This window comes from Streptomyces sp. NPDC002994 (genome assembly GCF_040611155.1).
Taxonomy (GTDB): domain Bacteria; phylum Actinomycetota; class Actinomycetes; order Streptomycetales; family Streptomycetaceae; genus Streptomyces.
The window spans coordinates 68,334-81,142 of record NZ_JBEXNQ010000011.1 but is presented as its reverse complement, the minus strand read 5'-3'; the positions used below and the strand labels follow the sequence as shown (position 1 = coordinate 81,142).

General features: G+C 69.4%; 13 protein-coding genes. 6 read left to right on the top strand and 7 right to left on the bottom strand.

The window, feature by feature from the left end:
- Nucleotides 1-75: 75 nt before the first annotated feature.
- The 5 genes from ABZX79_RS16810 to ABZX79_RS16790 are packed head-to-tail and all read left to right on the top strand — an operon-like array spanning nucleotide 76 to nucleotide 3,965.
- On the top strand, nucleotides 76-267 hold the full coding sequence (locus tag ABZX79_RS16810) for a hypothetical protein (protein ID WP_355257300.1): 192 nt from the start codon (nucleotides 76-78) through the stop codon (nucleotides 265-267).
- 11 nt (nucleotides 268-278) lie between these two features.
- A complete protein-coding gene (locus ABZX79_RS16805; protein ID WP_355257297.1) occupies nucleotides 279-986 on the top strand; it encodes a hypothetical protein in 708 nt (235 codons plus the stop codon).
- Nucleotides 983-1,942, top strand: a complete 960-nt coding sequence (locus tag ABZX79_RS16800; RefSeq protein ID WP_355257294.1) for a hypothetical protein — start codon at nucleotides 983-985, stop codon at nucleotides 1,940-1,942. Before ABZX79_RS16805 ends, ABZX79_RS16800 begins: the two co-directional genes overlap by 4 nt.
- A complete protein-coding gene (locus tag ABZX79_RS16795) occupies nucleotides 1,939-2,874 on the top strand; it encodes a hypothetical protein (protein WP_355257291.1) in 936 nt (311 codons plus the stop codon). The genes ABZX79_RS16800 and ABZX79_RS16795 overlap by 4 nt, the downstream gene beginning before the upstream one ends.
- Nucleotides 2,871-3,965 (top strand): serine hydrolase domain-containing protein, encoded by a 1,095-nt coding sequence (locus ABZX79_RS16790; protein WP_355257288.1) that lies wholly within the window; start codon nucleotides 2,871-2,873, stop codon nucleotides 3,963-3,965. The genes ABZX79_RS16795 and ABZX79_RS16790 overlap by 4 nt, the downstream gene beginning before the upstream one ends.
- A gap of 93 nt (nucleotides 3,966-4,058) precedes the next feature.
- Here ABZX79_RS16790 and ABZX79_RS16785 read toward each other — a convergent pair whose 3' ends face one another.
- Both ABZX79_RS16785 and ABZX79_RS16780 read right to left on the bottom strand, forming a co-directional pair.
- The gene (locus tag ABZX79_RS16785; RefSeq protein ID WP_215134119.1) at nucleotides 4,059-4,748 is read right to left on the bottom strand and encodes a TetR/AcrR family transcriptional regulator; all 690 of its coding nucleotides are present in this window, start codon (nucleotides 4,746-4,748) and stop codon (nucleotides 4,059-4,061) included.
- Complete coding sequence (locus tag ABZX79_RS16780; protein ID WP_355257284.1) at nucleotides 4,745-5,728, bottom strand: acyl-CoA desaturase; 984 nt, start codon at nucleotides 5,726-5,728, stop codon at nucleotides 4,745-4,747. Before ABZX79_RS16780 ends, ABZX79_RS16785 begins: the two co-directional genes overlap by 4 nt.
- A gap of 233 nt (nucleotides 5,729-5,961) precedes the next feature.
- Here ABZX79_RS16780 and ppc point away from each other — a divergent pair, with 233 nt between their 5' ends.
- Nucleotides 5,962-8,688: a phosphoenolpyruvate carboxylase gene (ppc, locus tag ABZX79_RS16775; protein ID WP_355257282.1), complete on the top strand. Its 2,727-nt coding sequence runs from the start codon at nucleotides 5,962-5,964 to the stop codon at nucleotides 8,686-8,688.
- Between the two features lie 68 nt (nucleotides 8,689-8,756).
- Here the strand turns inward: ppc and ABZX79_RS16770 are convergent, their stop codons facing one another.
- The 5 genes from ABZX79_RS16770 to ABZX79_RS16750 all read right to left on the bottom strand — a co-directional run bounded on the left by ABZX79_RS16770 (nucleotide 8,757) and on the right by ABZX79_RS16750 (nucleotide 12,703).
- Nucleotides 8,757-9,473, bottom strand: coding sequence for an LPXTG cell wall anchor domain-containing protein (locus tag ABZX79_RS16770; protein WP_355257279.1), 717 nt, complete (start codon nucleotides 9,471-9,473; stop codon nucleotides 8,757-8,759).
- 220 nt (nucleotides 9,474-9,693) lie between these two features.
- The gene (locus ABZX79_RS16765; protein ID WP_355257276.1) at nucleotides 9,694-10,161 is read right to left on the bottom strand and encodes a hypothetical protein; all 468 of its coding nucleotides are present in this window, start codon (nucleotides 10,159-10,161) and stop codon (nucleotides 9,694-9,696) included.
- A 66-nt stretch (nucleotides 10,162-10,227) separates the two neighbouring features.
- Nucleotides 10,228-10,827 (bottom strand): aminoacyl-tRNA hydrolase, encoded by a 600-nt coding sequence (gene pth, locus ABZX79_RS16760; RefSeq protein WP_355257273.1) that lies wholly within the window; start codon nucleotides 10,825-10,827, stop codon nucleotides 10,228-10,230.
- A gap of 121 nt (nucleotides 10,828-10,948) precedes the next feature.
- Nucleotides 10,949-11,533 carry a 50S ribosomal protein L25/general stress protein Ctc gene (locus tag ABZX79_RS16755; protein WP_355257270.1) on the bottom strand — a complete coding sequence of 195 codons (585 nt, stop codon included), beginning with the start codon at nucleotides 11,531-11,533 and terminating at the stop codon, nucleotides 10,949-10,951.
- 192 nt (nucleotides 11,534-11,725) lie between these two features.
- Complete coding sequence (locus ABZX79_RS16750; RefSeq protein WP_215134135.1) at nucleotides 11,726-12,703, bottom strand: ribose-phosphate diphosphokinase; 978 nt, start codon at nucleotides 12,701-12,703, stop codon at nucleotides 11,726-11,728.
- Nucleotides 12,704-12,809: the final 106 nt, after the last annotated feature.

Sequence of the window (12,809 nt, the reverse complement as noted above, 5' to 3'; positions counted from 1 at the left end):
TGTTATCTACCGTTTGCGACCAATTGGGGCCCATGTAACGCTGGTTATTCAGCCGCTAGAAGAGGAGATGGTCCCATGATCATGGACCGCACTTCCCCGGTCGAGACCGCAGCGCTGAGCGCCGAAGTAGAGGGGCTGCTGGATTCCGCGGAACCGCAGGGCGTCTTCCGCGACACCCGTGAGTGTAAGGGCTCGTTCCTGCTCGCGCTCTTGCTCCTCGGCTCACCGCCGACCCCCCGCCCGAAGACGGACCCGAAGGCCCGTTGAGGAGGAATGCGTTGGCTGAACAGGCTCAAGAAGCGGGCTCAGTCCCGCTGAGCGCTGTGGTCGCCGATGCCGCAAACGGAGTCGTCCTTGCCTTGCGAGGTGAGGGCGACCCCTATGCGCTCTCCAGCCTCCTGCGGCAAGGGGACGCGCTGGCATCAGCGGCGATCCGGGTGCTGGGCGCCGACGCGCTCGCACCCTACGCGCTGGACCACCGGGCAGCACCCGGTGGGGAGAACGACGAAGCGGTCGTCCGGGAGGCGCTGGCCGCCTACCCGCCCGGCCCTGACGCCTCGGAGGTGTCGGTGTGGAGTTACCGGGGCCTGGTTGAGGCCTCGCACGCCTTCCTGCCCGGCGGCGCGGACCGGTGGCCGCAGGCGCCGGAGGCCGCCTCGGCGTGGGTGACCGACGATCCCTGGCCAAAACTTTCCCACCGCGCGTCGCAACTGGCCGCGCTCGCACTTCCCGGACTCGCGCAGGGGCTGGCCGACCGGCTCGCGTCGCGCACCGACGACCTGGCCCGCGGTTTCGTCCGGGCCGTACGCCGCAGGGACTGGCTGCAGGCCGCCGGACTCGGGCGCTGGCTGGCCCGGCTGCCGGACGCCCCGCCGACCCTGGGGCTCGATACCGGACTGGTGTTCGTGCGGCAAATGAGCGACGGCGACCCGAGGGTGGCGCTCCACGTCGTGGCCGCACGGCAGTTCTACGGACGGGGTGGGTGACAGGCGACCTGGCCGCCCCGGCGTCGTTCCTCGACCGCATGGTCGGCGACAGCCTGGAGTGGCTGGACGCGGCGCGCGGCGACTTCCGGCTGCCCCCGAACGTCACCACGGACGCCGACCCCAACCTCACCCTCAAACCCCTCGGTGAACTGGCCGAACTGACGTACCTGATCCGCACGTCCCACCCCCGTGACGAGCTGCGCCAGGCGGCGGACGGGCTGTTCGCCTTCGCCTGGAACGAGACACGCGACGCGGAGCTGTTCGCCGAGCTCATCCGTGGTGAGCCGCACGCCACGTATCCGGTGGAGATCTACGGAGTCTTCGCCCAGGCCGGGCTGCGCAACACCGCCGTGGAACAACTGCTGGCGGCGACGACCGGGCTGCGCGGCTGGCGCGTGGCGCGCGAGGACCACACCCGTACCCTCGGCGTGCTGAACGCGGAGCGCCGGATCGGCCTGGCGCCGCACGCCGACTTCGAAGCCGTGCTGGGGCTGACCAACCTCGGCCTGATGCCGGAGCCGTGGGCGCTGGACCGGGGAGGGGCGTACGGCCTGACCCACGACGTCTTCCACCTCACCGACTGGGGCCGCGCCCGTGGCCGGCTGCCCCGCGCGCAGGCCGACTACCTGCGGCTGTGGCTCCCCGCCTGGCTGGAGAACTGGCTGGACGAAGAACTGTGGGACCTGGCAGGCGAATTGCTGGCAGTGACGGCCTGCCTGCCCGCCGCTCCGTACGATCCGGTGGCCTGGCAGCGGCTGGCCGACGCGCGGAGGCCCGACGGCAGTGTGCCCGACATGGGAGCGGGACCACCCGCCGACGACCGCGCCGCCACCTTCACGGCCTGCTACCACTCCACCCTGGTGACCGCCTTCGCCGGCACGCTGGCCCGCATCGCCCTGGGTGCGGTCGCGGGTGATACGGGGGCGCAGGTCCACGAAAGCGAGGCAGCTCGATGACAACTACCGCAGGCACAGTCGCAGCCGCTCCTCCCGCGCTCCTGCACGGTGTCGGAGACCGGGCCCTGACCTGGCTCGACGACCACCGTGAGCACTTCCGGCTGACGCCCGGTGACCGCGCCACCGGCCGAGGCATCGTCGAACGCCTCAAACCCATCGGCGAGTTGGCGCTCAACATGCGGGTGCTCTTCCGGGAGGGAGTGGCAGGCTCGCGTCAGCACGCCCGCGCCGGGCAGCTCCTGGACTTCACGTGGCGGGAACTGCTGGACGGCGGCAATGTACTGGCGGCTCTTCAGCATGACGAACCCTTCTCGCCCGTACCCCTGGAGATCTACGCGACCTTCCACGAACTGGGCTTCCGCCACCCGGGCCTGGAAACGGCCGTGGACGTCAGCCACCGCACCCGCACCTGGCCGGCACTGGACATGGTGCCCATCCGGCGGCTCAGCGTGCTGGGCGCCGAACGCAAAATCGGCCTCACCCCCAGTGGGGACTTCGACGAAGCCGTGAAGCTGACCTGGCTGAGCCGGCACCCCGAACCGTGGACGGTGCAGTACCACATCGCGTACGACATCACGCACACCGTCTTCCACCTCACCAACTGGGGCGAGGACCCCGGCGGCATCCCGCCGCAGACCGCCGCCTACCTCGCGCTGTACCTGCCCGCCTGGATCGACGACTGGGCCGACCTCGAACACTGGGACCTGCTCGGCGAACTCCTCGTCGTCGACGCGTGCCTGCCCCGGCCCACCCTCGACGCGCAGGTGTGGGAGCGGTACGCCGCCGCGCAGTCCGAGAGCGGTGCGATGCCCCTCCAGCACGGGATGCCGGACGGCGACGAGGCGGAGGTCTTCGACATCGTCCACCACCCCACCCTGGTCGCCGCGTTCGCCTCCGCGATGGCCACCTCCCGGGCGATGTCCCGCGCGTGACGACGCGCGTGGCACCGGCCGCCACGACGTCCGCCGACGCGCTCGCGCTGCGCCTCGCGGACGCCGTCACCGCGATCGACGCCCCGGACGTCGTGCTCGCGGTCACCCGCCACGGCCGACGTACGACGGTGACTGGTGGCACCGGGCGTGCCCTGGCCGCGCCGCGAGACGCGCCACGCCACGTGCCACGCCACGCGCTGCGTTACGAACTCGGCTCGGTGAGCAAGACCTTCACCGTCCTGCTCCTGGCCCACCTGGCCCGTGCCGGAGTGCTGTCCCTCGACGACCCGCTCGCCGCCCACCTGCCGGACCTGCCCCTGCGCCACCCCGACTCGCGCCGCATCACCCTGCGCCACCTCGCGACCCACACCGCGGGGCTGCCCCGCATCCCCGGCGACCTGATCCCCGGCGCCCTGTTGCGCCCGTACGCCGACGCCTACGCGACGTACGACACCGAGCGGCTCCTGCGCACCTTCGCCCGCACCCGGCCCCACCACCGCCCCGGCACCCGCTGGCGGTACTCCAACTTCGGGGTGGCGCTGCTCGGCCCCGCCATGGCCCGGGCCGCGGGCGCCGACTGCCCCACGCTGCTCACCCGCCACGTGCTGCGCCCCTTGGGCCTGACCGGCACCACCCTCGGCCCGGGATCCCCCACCACCACGGGGAACACCGCCGCCGTGGGGCACCGCAGGAACGGCACCACACCCGTACCCGGCATCGGCATGGGCCCCTTCATCGCCGCCGGAGCCGTACGCTCCACCCCCGCGGACCTCCTCACCTACCTCGAAGCACACCTGAACCCCGGCACCACGCCACTGGGCCTGCCGCTGCGCGACGTCCAGATCCCGCAACTGCGCCGCGGCCTGCGCCGCCGCGACACCCACACCCTGACCTGGTTCCACCACCCGGCCCCGGGGGGACCCCTGCTCTTCCACGCCGGAGCCACCTTCGGCCAACAGGCCTTCCTCGGCTTCCACCCCGCCTCGGCCACCGGCATCGCGGCGCTGGCGACCCGCCGGGGCGACAGGTTGCACCTGGTGGAATCGGCGTACGAGCTGCTGTACGCACTCGCCACCGACACCGGGGCCTGAAGCCGTTCCGGAGCTTCTGGAGCTTCTGGAGGGGGGACCACGCGAGCGGGCCGCCCCGGAAAGGGGCGGCCCGCTCGCGTGGTTCCGTGGAGGTCAGTTCTTGCGGTGGCCTATTAGACGGGGTTTGGCTTCCAGGTTTTCCAGCCCGTGCCAGCACAGGTTCACCAGGTGCGCCGCGACCTCCGCCTTCTTCGGCTTGCGGACGTCCAGCCACCACTGGCCGGTGAGCGCGACCATGCCCACCAGGGCCTGGGCATACAGGGGGGCCAGCTTGGGGTCGAAGCCGCGGGCCTTGAACTCCAGGCCCAGGATGTCCTCCACCTGGGTCGCGATGTCGCTGATGAGGGAGGCGAAGCTGCCTGTTGACTGGGCCACCGGGGAGTCCCTCACCAGGATGCGGAAGCCGTCCGTGTACGTCTCGATGTAGTCCAGGAGGGCGAACGCGGCCTGTTCCAGGAGTTCGCGGGGGTGGCCCGCCGTAAGGGCGCCCGTGACCATGTCCAGCAGGCGACGCATCTCACGGTCGACCACTACCGCGTACAGGCCCTCCTTGCCGCCGAAGTGTTCGTAGACCACTGGTTTCGAGACGCCTGCCTTCGCTGCGATCTCTTCTACCGACGTGCCTTCGAAACCCTTCTCGGCGAAGAGGGTGCGGCCGATGTCCAGCAGCTGTTCGCGGCGTTCCTTGCCGGTCATGCGGACGCGGCGGGCACGCCGGCTCGGAGTGGGCCTGCTCTTCTCGCTGTTCGTACTGCTGCCGTCGATCGCCACGTCACCAATCATGCCGCTTCGGAGGGCTCGCTCTTGCGCCGGGAGTCGATACGGTCCGTGCTCGGCCACCGGACGTCGTACGCCCAGCCGGCCTTCTCGCACCAGCGGATCAGCCGGGCACTGGAGTCCAGCTGGCCCTTCATCACGCCGTGCCGCGCCGACGTCGGATCCGCGTGGTGCAGGTTGTGCCAGGACTCACCGCAGGACAGGACCGCCAGCCACCAGACGTTGCCGGACTTGTCACGGGACTTGAACGGGCGCTTGCCCACCGCGTGGCAGATCGAGTTGATCGACCACGTGACGTGGTGGAGGAGCGCCACGCGGACCAGGGAACCCCAGAAGAACGCCGTGAACGCGCCCCACCAGGACATCGTCACCAGGCCGCCGACCAGGGGCGGGATGGCCAGGGACAGGATCGTCCAGTAGACGAAGTCGCGGGAGATGCGGCGGATCGCCGGGTCCTTGATCAGGTCCGGGGCGTACTTCTCCTGCGACGTCTGCTCCTCGTCGAACATCCAGGCGATGTGTGCCCACCACAGGCCCTTCATCAGGGCGGGGAGTGTTTCGCCGAAACGCCACGGCGAGTGGGGGTCACCCTCGGCGTCCGAGAACTTGTGGTGCTTGCGGTGGTCCGCGACCCAGCGGACCAAGGGCCCCTCGACCGCCATGGAGCCCATGACCGCCAGGGCGATGCGCAGCGGGCGCTTCGCCTTGAAGGAACCGTGGGTGAAGTAGCGGTGGAAGCCGATCGTGATGCCATGGCACCCGAGGTAGTACATGAAGACCATCAGGCCCAGGTCGAGCCAGCTCACGCCCCAGCCCCAGGCCAGCGGCACAGCCGCCAGCAGGGCCAGGAAGGGGACGGTGATGAAGAGGAGAAGCGCGAGCTGCTCGATGGAGCGCTTGGACTCCCCGCCGCGGGTGGCGGTGGGGGCCGAGGTGTCGTTACCCGCCTCGCGGGCATCTTCGAGCACGTCGGAACGAGTGGTCATGGGGTCCCCTGTGGGGTGAGGGAAGTGTCAGAAGCTCTGGTTGCCAAAGCCGCAGCTGCGAAACCTTTGGCTACGGTTGCGTAACCTACGGCGTCGTAAGTATGGCAGCGCTTTGCCCAGCGGCAAGAGGCCGCGGGGAACACGTTCGGCCGCGCCGCATATCCTGGGTGCCGTCGGACAGCGTGGTCCACATAACCTCCAGACGTGCTCAAACACTGCAAGGAGCCGCACCTGTGAGCAGTGCCGACCAGAACTCCAACACCAGCGCGGAGCTGCGTGCCGACATCCGCCGCCTCGGCGACCTGCTCGGCGAGACGCTCGTACGGCAGGAAGGCCACGAGCTCCTCGAGCTGGTGGAGCGGGTGCGCGCCCTGACGCGCACCGACGGCGAGGCCGCCGCCGAACTGCTCGGCGACACCGACCTGGAAACCGCAGCCAGGCTGGTGCGGGCCTTCTCGACGTACTTCCATCTTGCCAACGTCACCGAGCAGGTGCACCGCGGTCGTGAGATGCGCGCCAAGCGTGCCGAAGAGGGCGGGCTGCTCGCCCGTACGGCTGACAAGCTCAAGGACGCCGACCCCGAGCACCTGCGCCACACCGTCAAGAACCTCAACGTCAGGCCGGTTTTCACCGCCCATCCGACCGAGGCCGCGCGCCGGTCCGTGCTGAACAAGCTGCGCCGCATCGCGGAGCTTCTCGAGACCCCGGTGATCGCCTCCGATCGGCGTCGCCATGACCTCCGTCTGGCCGAATCGATCGACCTCATCTGGCAGACGGACGAGCTGCGTGTCGTACGCCCCGAGCCTGCCGACGAAGCCCGCAATGCCATCTATTACCTGGACGAGCTGCACGCGGGCGCCGTGGGTGACGTCCTGGAGGACCTCTCCGCCGAGCTGGAGCGGGTGGGCGTCGAGCTGCCCGCCGACACCCGGCCGCTCACCTTCGGCACCTGGATCGGCGGCGACCGCGACGGGAATCCGAACGTCACACCGGCCGTGACCTGGGAAGTGCTGATCCTTCAGCACGAGCACGGGATCACGGACGCGCTGGAGCTCGTTGATCAGCTGCGCGGGCAGCTGTCGAACTCCATCCGCTACGCGGGCGCGACGGAGGAGCTGATGTCCTCCCTCCAGGCCGACCTGGAGCGGCTGCCCATCAGCCCCCGCTACAAGCGGCTGAACGCCGAGGAGCCGTACCGGCTCAAGGCCACCTGCATCCGGCAGAAGCTCCTCAACACGCGCGAGCGCCTCGCCAACGGCACCCCGCACCGCCCCGGCATCGACTACCTCGGCACCGGCGAGCTCATCGCCGACCTCGCGCTCATCCAGACGTCGCTGCGCGAGCACCGCGGCGGCCTCTTCGCCGACGGCCGCATGGACCGTACGATCCGCACGCTGGCGGCGTTCGGGCTCCAGCTCGCCACGATGGACGTACGCGAGCACGCCGACGCGCACCACCACGCCCTCGGGCAGCTCTTCGACCGGCTCGGTGAGGAGTCCTGGCGGTACGCCGACATGCCGCGCGAGTACCGGCAGAAGCTCCTCGCGAAGGAGCTGCGGTCGCGGCGGCCGCTGGCCCCGACTCCTGCTCCTCTGGACGCCGCGGGCGAGAAGACGCTCGGCGTGTTCACCACGATCAGAGAGGCGCTGGAGCGCTTCGGGCCCGAGGTCATCGAGTCGTACATCATCTCGATGTGCCAGGGCGCCGACGACGTCTTCGCCGCGGCTGTGCTCGCGCGGGAGGCCGGGCTCGTCGACCTGCACACCGGGTGGGCGAAGATCGGCATCGTGCCGCTGCTGGAGACCACGGACGAGCTGCGTGCGGCCGATGTGATCCTTGACGAAATGCTCGCCGACCCGTCGTACCGGCGGCTCGTCTCACTGCGCGGTGACGTGCAGGAAGTCATGCTCGGGTACTCCGACTCGTCGAAGTTCGGCGGCATCACGACGTCGCAGTGGGAGATCCACCGCGCCCAGCGGCGGCTGCGTGACGTCGCCCACCGGTACGGCGTACGCCTGCGGCTCTTCCACGGCCGCGGCGGCACCGTCGGCCGCGGCGGCGGCCCCTCGCACGACGCGATCCTCGCGCAGCCGTGGGGCACGCTGGAGGGCGAGATCAAGGTGACCGAGCAGGGCGAGGTCATCTCCGACAAGTACCTCGTGCCGTCCCTGGCCAGGGAGAACCTGGAGCTGACGGTCGCCGCCACGCTCCAGGCCTCCGCGCTGCACACCTCACCGCGTCAGTCCGACGAGTCGCTGGCGCGCTGGGACGCGGCGATGGACACCGTGTCCGAGGCCGCCCACACGGCGTACCGCAGGCTCGTCGAGGACCCGGACCTGCCGGCGTACTTCTTTGCGGCCACTCCGGTGGACCAGCTCGCGGACCTGCACCTGGGCTCGCGGCCCTCGCGCCGCCCGGACAGCGGCGCGGGTCTCGACGGCCTGCGGGCCATCCCGTGGGTCTTCGGGTGGACGCAGTCCCGGCAGATCGTGCCCGGCTGGTACGGCGTCGGGTCCGGTCTGAAGGCGCTGCGGGAGGCGGGACTGGACACGGTCCTGGACGAAATGCAGCAGAACTGGCATTTCTTCCGGAACTTCCTCTCCAACGTCGAGATGACGCTCGCCAAGACTGATCTGCGCATCGCGCAGCATTACGTCGACACGCTCGTCCCGGACGAGCTGAAGCACGTCTTCGAGATGATCCGCGCCGAGCACGAGCTCACCGTGGCGGAAGTCCTGCGGATCACGGGCGAGGAGCAGCTGCTCGGCTCCAGCCCGGTCCTCCACCAGACGTTCGCGATCCGCGACGCCTACCTGGACCCGATCTCCTACCTCCAGGTGTCGCTGCTGGCCCGCCAGCGCGCAGCGGCCGAACGCGGTGAGGAGCCGGACCCGCTGCTGGCCAGGGCGCTGCTGCTCACGGTCAACGGCGTGGCGGCAGGGCTGCGCAACACCGGCTGACGGACACGGCGGTACGGACAGCACGAACGGCGGTGGTCACCGGGACCACCGCCGTTCGTGTTCGCTGATCAGCTCTGCTGGGCCTTGCGGCGGCGCATCACCAGGTAGCCACCGGCGCCGAGCAGCGCCGCGGCGACGGCGGAGAGAACACCGACGGGCGCACCCGAACCGGTCTCGGCGAGGTCGCCGGATCCACCGGATCCACCGTCCTGACCGGCCGGGGCCGCGGACGCCGGAGCGGACTCCGTCGGGGAGGCGCCCCCGTTCGGCTGCTCGCCGGCCGGGGCGGGCTCGGAGGGCTTCTCGTTGGGCGTGGCGGCCGGCTCGTCGGCCGGCTCCTCGGCGGGCTTACCGGGCTTGTCGGCCGGCTCCTCCTCGGCCGGGCAGTCGGTCTTGAAGACCTTGTGCTTGGCCTTGCCGTTCTCGCCCTCGAAGTTCCAGAACAGCTTGTACTGGCCGTCGGGCAGGGTCATGTCCGCGGTTCGCTCGTGGCCGGAGCCGTCGAGCGTCAGCGAACCGGACTTCACGATCTCGCCCTTGGCGAGTTCGTTGTTGGCCCAGGCTTCGATGTGCCAGCTGACCTGCTGGGTCGCGTCGAAGCCGAAAGCGTCGAGATAGAAGGAGCAGACTTTCGGCTCGTTCCTGCGAAGTTCCTCGCCCGTCGTGGCGTCGTGGATCTTCACCGTGCCGTTGTCGCCCTGGGGCGTGGCGTAGGCGGAAGGGGCCAGCAGCAGGGAGGCGGTCACAGCCGTCACCAGAGCGCTGGAGGGAATGAGGGGGCGCATGGGCAGTCCAACGTGAGAGAAGTGGCATGCCGTGGGGGGTGGGGCGGCTCAGCTTCCTGTGGTCCCTGCGGCCCGTCAAGGAGGAAGTCGGCCCATCCGTCCCATGCGCCGTGACTTGACCCAATGGTCCCGGGTAACGATCAGGAATACGCGGTTCCGGCTCCGCACAGAGGTACGCGGCTCGGAACTCGGAGCGCTCGGAACTCGGAGCGCTCGGAACTCAGAGCGCGAAGAACGACGCGACCAGCAGTGCCCCGCCGACCGCCCCCACTCCCCAGGCGGTGCGGGTCAGCCGCAGGCCCCCACCGATGACCAGACCGGCGAGCAGCAGTGCGCCGCCGAGCGGGGTCCAGGCGTGCAGGAGCCCGGACCCTCCGGCGCGTACCACCTCATCGGTGCCGGGCTTCACCACCACCCGGAGCTTCATGCCCTTCTTCGCCGCGATCGACTTGTCGATGCTCACGCGCGGGTGGTCGGGCGTACGGCCCTCGGGGGTGTACGGGCCGGTACAGGTCTCGGCGCCGCACGCGGCGACCGTCATCGTGCCGTGCTCGCGCCCCTTGGCGAGCATGACGTGCTGGGCCGTGCCCCAGGAGGAACGTACGCCGGCGACGAGCAGCAGCAGGGCGATGCCGGCCATCGCCGTTCGCCGGGCGTACAGGAGGGCTTGAGTCCGCTTCGAGGCCATGGAGCGCGATCCTTGGCCATATGACCGCGCTCGGTCAACCTCTGGCCAGGACTGGAGGGGGGAATGTCAGGAGTTGTACGAGCTCTGCGCGCGCTCAAGACCCTCAGTGACCAGACACTCCACCGCGTCCGCCGCCCGGTCCACGAAGTAACCCAGCTCCTTGCGCTCCGTCGAGGAGAAATCCTTCAGGACGAAGTCCGCCACCTGCATACGCCCCGGCGGCCGCCCGATGCCGAACCGCACCCGGTGATAGTCCGGCCCCATCGCCTTGGTCATCGACTTGAGGCCGTTGTGGCCGTTGTCGCCGCCGCCCAGCTTCACGCGCAGCGCGCCGAAGTCGATGTCCAGCTCGTCGTGGATCGCGACGATGTTGGCCGTCGGCACCTTGTAGAAGTCACGCAGCGCCGTGACCGGGCCACCGGACAGATTCATGTACGACAGCGGCTTGGCCAGCACCACACGGCGGTTCGCCGGGCCCGGCGCACCCATGCGGCCCTCGACGACCTGGGCGCGCGCCTTGTGCGCCTTGAACTTCGCCCGCATGCGCTCCGCGAGCAGATCGGCCACCATGAAACCGACATTGTGCCGGTTGGCCGCGTAATCAGGACCCGGGTTGCCCAGGCCCACGATCAGCCACGGCTCGGCGGCGGCTGCTGCGTCCGTCATCTGCATGTCTCCTTCATACGCCTTCGTACGCCCTCATACGCCAGCCGCCGTCCCGCGCACAGAGGCGCGGGACGGCGGCTGGACAGTGAACAGCTGGGTGCAGCTGGGTGAGCAGCGAGGCTCAGGCCTCGGAGCCCTCGGACTCACCCTCGGCCGGGGCCTCCTCGGCCTGCGGGGCCAGAACCTGGATGACGATGGCGTCGGGGTCGGTGACCAGGGTCGTGCCCTCGGGCAGCGGAACGTCCTTCGCGTGGATCGAGACACCGGCCTCGAGGCCCGCGATGGAGACCGTGACGGACTCGGGGATGTGCGTGGCCTCGGTCTCGACCGACAGCGTGTTCAGCACGTTCTCGAGCAGGTTGCCGCCCGGGGCCAGCTCGCCCTCGGTGTGGACCGCGACCTCGACCGTGACCTTCTCGCCCAGCTTGACCGAGAGCAGGTCGACGTGGGTGATGGTGCGACGGATCGCGTCACGCTGAATGGCCTTGGGGATGACCAGCTCGGTCTTGCCGTCGACGTCGAGGCTCAGCAGCGCGTTGCTGGTCTTGAGCGCCATCATCAGGTCGTGACCCGGCAGGGTGACGTGGACCGGCGCGGCGCCGTGGCCGTAGATGACGCCCGGAACCTTGTTGGCGCGACGGGTCTGACGGGCAGCGCCCTTGCCGAACTCGGTACGGACTTCAGCGGCGATCTTGATCTCGGCCATGGCTGCACTCCTCGCAGGTGACAAAAAACGGATGGGTCACCCGGCCACGAAACGGCCTGCTACGAAGAGCGCGTCGATAACGGATATGCCGTACTGCATGAGTACGGCCTCCCTCGCCGAGCAACTCAAGGAGTCTACCCGGCGGGAAGGCCGTACCAGAAATCGATCTAGGCGATGACTGCTAAGTGATCGCTACGACTGCTCCTCGAAGAGGCTCGTGACCGAACCGTCCTCGAAGACCTCGCGCACCGCACGCGCGATCGTCGGCGCGATCGACAGCACAGTGATCTTGTCGAGCTCCAGTTCACCCGGCGTGGGCAGCGTGTCCGTAAAGACGAACTCGCTCACCTTGGAGTTCTTCAGACGGTCCGCCGCCGGCCCCGACAGAATGCCGTGCGTGGCCGTCACGATGACGTCCTCCGCACCGTTCTCGAACAGCGCGTCCGCGGCGGCGCAGATCGTGCCACCCGTGTCGATCATGTCGTCGACCAGGACGCAGATACGTCCCTTCACGTCACCCACGACCTCGTGGACCGTGACCTGGTTCGCGACGTCCTTGTCACGGCGCTTGTGGACGATCGCCAGCGGTGCGTCCAGACGGTCACACCAACGGTCCGCCACCCGCACACGGCCGGCGTCCGGCGACACGATCGTCAGCTTCGAACGGTCCACCTTCGCCCCGACATAGTCCGCGAGAACCGGCAGCGCGAAGAGGTGATCGACCGGGCCGTCGAAGAAACCCTGGATCTGGTCGGTGTGCAGATCGACCGTGACGATGCGGTCCGCGCCCGCCGTCTTCATCAGGTCCGCGATCAGACGGGCCGAGATCGGCTCACGGCCACGGTGCTTCTTGTCCTGACGGGCGTAACCGTAGGACGGGACGACCACAGTGATGCTCCGCGCGGAAGCCCGCTTCAGAGCATCGAGCATGATCAGCTGCTCCATGATCCACTTGTTGATCGGAGCCGTGTGGCTCTGGATCAGGAAGCAGTCGGCACCGCGCGCCGACTGCTGGTAGCGGACGTAAATCTCACCATTGGCGAAGTCGAAAGCCTTCGTCGGCACGAGGTCGACACCCAGCTGGTGCGCGACCTCCTCGGCCAGCTCGGGGTGGGCGCGGCCGGAGAAGAGCATCAGCTTCTTCTCGCTGGTCGTCTTGATCCCGGTCACAGCACTGTCTCCTCGGACGTGAATCATTGCTGCTGCGCCCGCACGCCTTTGAATCGCATACGAGCCAGCCGAATTGTGTGCACCTATCACGGTACGCCGTCAGTGG